At 44.2% G+C, this 5,405-nt stretch carries 5 protein-coding genes; 1 reads left to right on the top strand and 4 read right to left on the bottom strand.

The window, feature by feature from the left end; translation table 11 throughout:
• Positions 1 to 283 precede the first annotated feature (283 nt).
• The 3 genes from WEIDD23_RS03540 to WEIDD23_RS03530 all read right to left on the bottom strand — a co-directional run bounded on the left by WEIDD23_RS03540 (position 284) and on the right by WEIDD23_RS03530 (position 2,273).
• Positions 284 to 613, bottom strand: a complete 330-nt coding sequence (locus WEIDD23_RS03540; RefSeq protein WP_010372319.1) for a winged helix-turn-helix transcriptional regulator — start codon at positions 611 to 613, stop codon at positions 284 to 286.
• Between the two features lie 360 nt (positions 614 to 973).
• Positions 974 to 1,453: an HD domain-containing protein gene (locus tag WEIDD23_RS03535; protein ID WP_010372317.1), complete on the bottom strand. Its 480-nt coding sequence runs from the start codon at positions 1,451 to 1,453 to the stop codon at positions 974 to 976.
• A 49-nt stretch (positions 1,454 to 1,502) separates the two neighbouring features.
• Positions 1,503 to 2,273, bottom strand: coding sequence for a TrmH family RNA methyltransferase (locus WEIDD23_RS03530; protein ID WP_010372315.1), 771 nt, complete (start codon positions 2,271 to 2,273; stop codon positions 1,503 to 1,505).
• A 130-nt stretch (positions 2,274 to 2,403) separates the two neighbouring features.
• On the opposite strand from WEIDD23_RS03530, the gene WEIDD23_RS03525 reads away from it, so the two are divergent.
• Positions 2,404 to 3,420, top strand: a complete 1,017-nt coding sequence (locus tag WEIDD23_RS03525) for a UDP-N-acetylmuramoylpentapeptide-lysine N(6)-alanyltransferase (RefSeq protein WP_010372312.1) — start codon at positions 2,404 to 2,406, stop codon at positions 3,418 to 3,420.
• Between the two features lie 281 nt (positions 3,421 to 3,701).
• Here the strand turns inward: WEIDD23_RS03525 and WEIDD23_RS03520 are convergent.
• The coding region (locus WEIDD23_RS03520) for an SEC10/PgrA surface exclusion domain-containing protein (RefSeq protein WP_207644202.1) at positions 3,702 to 5,405 on the bottom strand (1,704 nt) is incomplete at its 5' end.

Below are 5,405 nucleotides of genomic sequence, written 5' to 3'. Positions count from 1 at the left end.
ATGGGCTTTCCTGAATAGCGCCGGCCATGCGGCATGTTGCCGATTTTTGAACGCTCCGGATACAACCACCCCCGTTGCAGCTGCCAAGAGTTACTCTAATTGTTTAATTATCATCTACCAAAAACAACAAAGTAATCTGTTCTCCAGTTTATGACCATCTCATCTAAATGAGAACATCTTAGTTGCTGGCTTGGGTGTGGCAGCACGACACCCGCACCCAAACAGACAATTAAAAAAGCCAGCAAACACATCACTGTGTCTACCGACTCCATTTGCTATGCAATTAGGCGTTCCAGTTGTCTGACCACTCGTGGATAGCAGCCATCATTGGACGCATTGATTCACCGCGCTCCGTCAAAGCGTATTCAATCAATGATGAATCTTCGTATGTACGACGCTCTACAATGCCAGCTGATTCCAATTCCTTCAAACGCTCAACCAAAACACGGTCTGAGCACTTCGTTACAGCTTGCGCCAAGTCCTTGAAACGACGTGGACCATCATTCAACAAAACTTCAATGATCAATCCGTTCCACTTACGTCCCAAAATATCGAAAGTTGCGATGAACTTGTCGCACAATGTGTTAGTTAATTCGTGTGATGCTACTGCCATAATTATCTTCTCCTAAATTTGAACAATGTTTTTAAAATTTGCGTTTATATTTACATTTAATAAGTAATTTAATCGTACACCTCTTCACAAGATTTTGCACGTCTAAACCCTTGAAAAATGTAAGCAGAATGCGTTGCTCCCCAACAACTCATTCCTCACTTTTGATACTTACATTATACAACTGAATATGTGACCATTATAAGACCAAACCTCGGACGAAATGAACACAAACTATGGCGTGTTTCTTGCGATAGTGAAGAATTTTTGGTTATTTTCTGTCAATGAAATGAAGGTCAGTTAATACTAAAAATACCCTTTGTGATACATTTCGTTCACAAAGGGTATTTAGATTATCTTGTATTAGTTTGCATGGAACAGTCGTTTTACACGTGCTGATGCCGGTGAAAAGAATTCAGCGATGGCCATATAGTCATCCACTAAATCCAATAAAAGACTTTCACGATAATGTGGTAATGCCGCTGTGGCCCCCCACATATGTTTTAGAATGATGTCCTTTTCCATTGGCGATAGTTGTGTAATTTTCTCCGCATTTCGTAATGAAACGCGTGGATGAATGAACGCATGCGTTCCCAATTCAAATTTGGTTGTTCGCCAATCATAAAAGAACAAGTCGTGCAGTATACCAGCACGCGCCAAAGCCGTTGCGTTGAGCCCTAACCGCAGCCCCAATTGATAACTGACGTATGACACCGCAATTGAGTGTGTCAACCGATCAGAGTGGTGGTGCTGCGTGTAATTAGCCAACTCTTGAACCTGTGGGTGTGCCAATAAATCTTTAACAATATTTGAATACGCTTTATCACGTTGCCAATCCTGCATAAATGTCCCCCTTTTGCATGATCAACGAACAATCGTTCTAACTTTTAACTTAGCGCGCCTTCAAGGCAAACATCGCAATTCCAGCTGCGACAGCGACGTTCAATGATTCTGCATCCCCAGTCAATGGAATGTACAGATTCTTAGTCGTCATCTTAGCCAAATCAGCAGCCATCCCTTGGCCTTCGTTACCCATGATTAGCGCAAATTGTGACTGTGCTGGAATGGTAAACAAGTCAGCAGCTTCTGGATCCAATTGTGTTCCATACACATTGATATCATTTTGAGTGAAGGCTGCGGTCCAATCCTGCAAGTCACCCGTTGTGAGTGTCATGTGGAATTGTGAGCCTTGCATCGCACGCAATGCCTTTGGTGAATATGGATCAACAGAACCATTTCCGAAGACAACCCCGGCGAAACCTGCTGCATCAGCTGTACGAACCATCGTACCGATGTTACCAGGATCTTGAATCGCATCCAAGAATAACCATGCGCCATCGTGAATAAAACGTGGCTCACGGGTTGCTGTTGGCAAAGATACTTCCGCAAAAACACCTTGTGGTGTTACCAAATCAGACAACTTCTTAGCGATATCCGTCGTAATTTCAAAAACAGGCACACCAAGTGGCAACGCCTCTTGGTGCTCTGCTAATTGTTCGGGTGTTGCCATAATCGCATGCAACTTACCCTCGTGTTGGATGGCCTCTTGGACCAAGTGCCAGCCGTCCAATAAGTATGTCTTACTTGCTTGGCGACCCTTCTTCGTTTGCAACTTTTGCCATGACTTAACACGGCTATTTTGTACTGATGTAATAGTTTCCATAGTTCTATTATACGCTGAATTTAAGTAACTTGCCTATGTTATAATTTTTAAGGTATTTTGTAGCTTAGTTGCACTAAGCAAGCTACAATAATTAATTGACGAATTTAAAGCAAAGAGAAAGAAGGATATCATGCCAGTTTTGGATATGAGTGATGAAACTGCGGTCGCACGTTACAACGATTTTGTCCGCAGTTCAAAGTTTGGTCAGGTGACACAAGACCTTGGTTGGGCCCAAGTTAAGAATAACTGGGAGCCTCGATATGCATATGTAGAAAACGAGGCTGGCGAAATTGTCGCAGCCATTTCAATGTTGTTAACTAACACGCCAAGTGGTAAAAAGTTTGCTTACGCTTCTAAGGGGCCTGTCATGGATATGACTGACTTAGACTTGTTTGATCAACTAATTGCCGAAGCGAAGGTGGCTTTGGCTGACGATGATGCCTACCTATTGCGTATCGACCCTGAAATTGCCTTTTCAGAGGAATTGGATGCTGATTTGCACGCACGCGGGTATGAAACACGTAACCGAAACGTGGCTGATGAAGGTATGCACGCAACTATCCAACCACGGTTGAACATGGTCATCGATTTGACTGCTAAGCCAGAGGCGAAGGAAACCCTTGACTTGTACCCTTCAAAGACAAAGTCAAAGTTGAAGCGCCCATTCCGTGATGGCGTGACGGTGCGTTATGCTAACGATCAAGCTGCCCTCGACGCATTCTTTGAGACGTACGGCGATATGGCCGACCGTCACGGTATTTCTCACCGTCCTAAGGAATACTTTGAGCGGATGCAGGCAGCGTTCCCTGGTGACGATATTATGCGTATCTACATTGCTGAGCGCGAAGGCGAATTGCTTTCAACTGGGGTTGGCTTCAAGTTCGGTGACAAGATCTGGTACATGTATGCTGGTTCAATGGATGGTAACATCTACTACGCCCCTTATGCGGTTCAGACTGAAATGATTCAATGGGCTATGGATAGCAACGTCTCATTATATGATATGGGTGGTATCGGCGAAGCCTCACCTGAAGATGGTTTGTTCGTCTTCAAGCGCACCTTCGTTAAGGATGACCCCCGCGAATACATTGGCGAAATCGACGTTGTACTTGATGATGCAACGTACGATGAACTCGTTCGCAAATAAACAATAGCTAATAAATAAGCGCTACTAATTTAGTAGCGCTTATTTATTTTGTCGTTAAAAGACGTTTATGTAACTGACTATTGCAACATGATATGCTTATCTCAAAAGATTGGGGGGCATTGTCGTGTTACTGGATTTATTAGGGATTACCTTGGAAATAATTATCGATTTTGTCGTCACCGCTATTACACCCGACAGACAAAAATAACGCAAAATAGGCAGCCACTATGTGGGCTGCCTATTTTATATATTGCATCCTTACCTACTAATCAAAACGTTAATTAGTTAGCAACGTACGCCAAATCCATGACAAACGCGGTTGAGGCACCTGAATGCATTTTTGGAATGGCCAATGCCATATTTAATCGATATTGCTTTGTCGCACCAGATGCATTAAGCTCATTTGTCCGAATACCAGGCTGTAACAAAGTCGTACGATGTCCCCATGCAGAGCCACCGTCATCAAATAACATGCCATAAATACCGTTATAAATTGAGACCTTTAATCCCGTCATCGTAAAGACCGATGACCAATCTTCTGGCGAATTTCGGCTTCCCGAAGCAAGGGTTTGCCATTGATAATAACTTGTTGTAATCTGCGTCGGCTCATAGTCAACAAACTTATCAGCCAACATGCTATCCGTATCGCTTAACCCATTGGCTTTGCGCATTGCAGCTAACATATCGTTAAAGCTTGTATGTTGTTGCACACCATAACCTTGTTGGTCACGATTTGTAATATCAGCCAAGGTTCCCTTCAACACAAAATCAGATGTCTTCAAGGTATCTAAGCCTACAGTCTTGCGATAGCCATTTATCAATTGAACAGCGTAATTCGTCAACTCTTGATTTTGCGCTGTCGTTAACCCTTTCGAGATATCAACGGCTCGATCACCATCAGTCGGTTTAATGCGTAAGTAGCCTAACAACTTAGTGTCACTTTGATCGCCTAAATTACCCGCCGAAGTTTTACCATAGGCTGGAACAGACAAACTCGTTGGTAATTCTGCTGGATTGCGGACTGTGGCGGACGACGTTGCTGACAACGCTTCAGAATAAATACTCATGTACTGTGAATTTAAATTCTTTGCGACGTCAGCCCGCGTCAACAAATTATACCCACTATACTTCGTTGCCATGTCACGATTTGTATATGAGTCCACCATCGTATTCAAGGCTAATGACCCCATCACCATACCATTGTTTTCTTGTGGTACAGCAGAACGTGTTGTATAGCTAAAATTAGCACGACTCGCAGATAAATAACTTGTCGCCGATGAGATGGCCTTCAAGTTATTCCGAATAGCCGCAACTGCGCTATTCGTACTACGACCATCATCTCGCACTTCACTTGCAACGTAACTTACCATGGCTTTATTTGATTTTGCTGCACTTAGTTGCTGATTTGCATTTGATACCGCCTTGTTCCCCGCGGTCGCATACGATTGCGTTTTCCGTAAGGCACTTGTCGCAGCAGCAGAATTAGCCACCTTAGCAGCAGATGTTGCGACAGACTTGTAAACCCCTTCTTTTTTCACAAATGACTTGAGCACTTTTTGCCGATTGGATATGTCAGCCACTTGTTTAGTCGCCATAGCACTAGCTGACGTTGCAACTGTTGTGGCACTCGTAGCTTGGCTGACAATTTGTGCCGTCTTGCCATTCGTCGCCGCAGCCGAACCAGCACTGTACGCTTTTACAGCGTACATATTATTGCTGATAGCATACGCATTACCCGCTACTGATCGGGCTGCTGAACTTGCGGCAATTGCCTGTTTGCCAGCACTAGCTACCAGTGTTGCATCTCGCTTAATCGCCGCTGACTGCACGCTCACAGATTTTGCAATTTTCGCTGCCGAGGTCGCGGTTGCAATCGCTTTTTTCGTCGCTGTCTGCCGTCTTGTTGCAGCTGAAGCCGGTTGCGCGACAACCACACCACTGAGCGCAACACCAAATAAGGTTGCCACAACCCATATCTTGCCTGC

The sequence above is a fragment of the Weissella sp. DD23 genome (assembly GCF_001579105.1).
GTDB classification, from domain to species: Bacteria; Bacillota; Bacilli; order Lactobacillales; family Lactobacillaceae; genus Weissella; species Weissella cibaria.
Note: the sequence above shows the minus strand (reverse complement) of the source record. Positions and strands in the feature narration are given on the sequence as shown.

Excerpts from the sequence above, each read along its gene's own strand:
- WEIDD23_RS03540 (WP_010372319.1), bottom strand. The coding sequence starts at position 613 with ATGGCAGTAGCATCACACGAATTAACTAACACATTGTGCGACAAGTTC.
- WEIDD23_RS03535 (WP_010372317.1), bottom strand. The coding sequence starts at position 1,453 with ATGCAGGATTGGCAACGTGATAAAGCGTATTCAAATATTGTTAAAGAT.
- WEIDD23_RS03530 (WP_010372315.1), bottom strand. The coding sequence starts at position 2,273 with ATGGAAACTATTACATCAGTACAAAATAGCCGTGTTAAGTCATGGCAA.
- WEIDD23_RS03525 (WP_010372312.1), top strand. The coding sequence starts at position 2,404 with ATGCCAGTTTTGGATATGAGTGATGAAACTGCGGTCGCACGTTACAAC.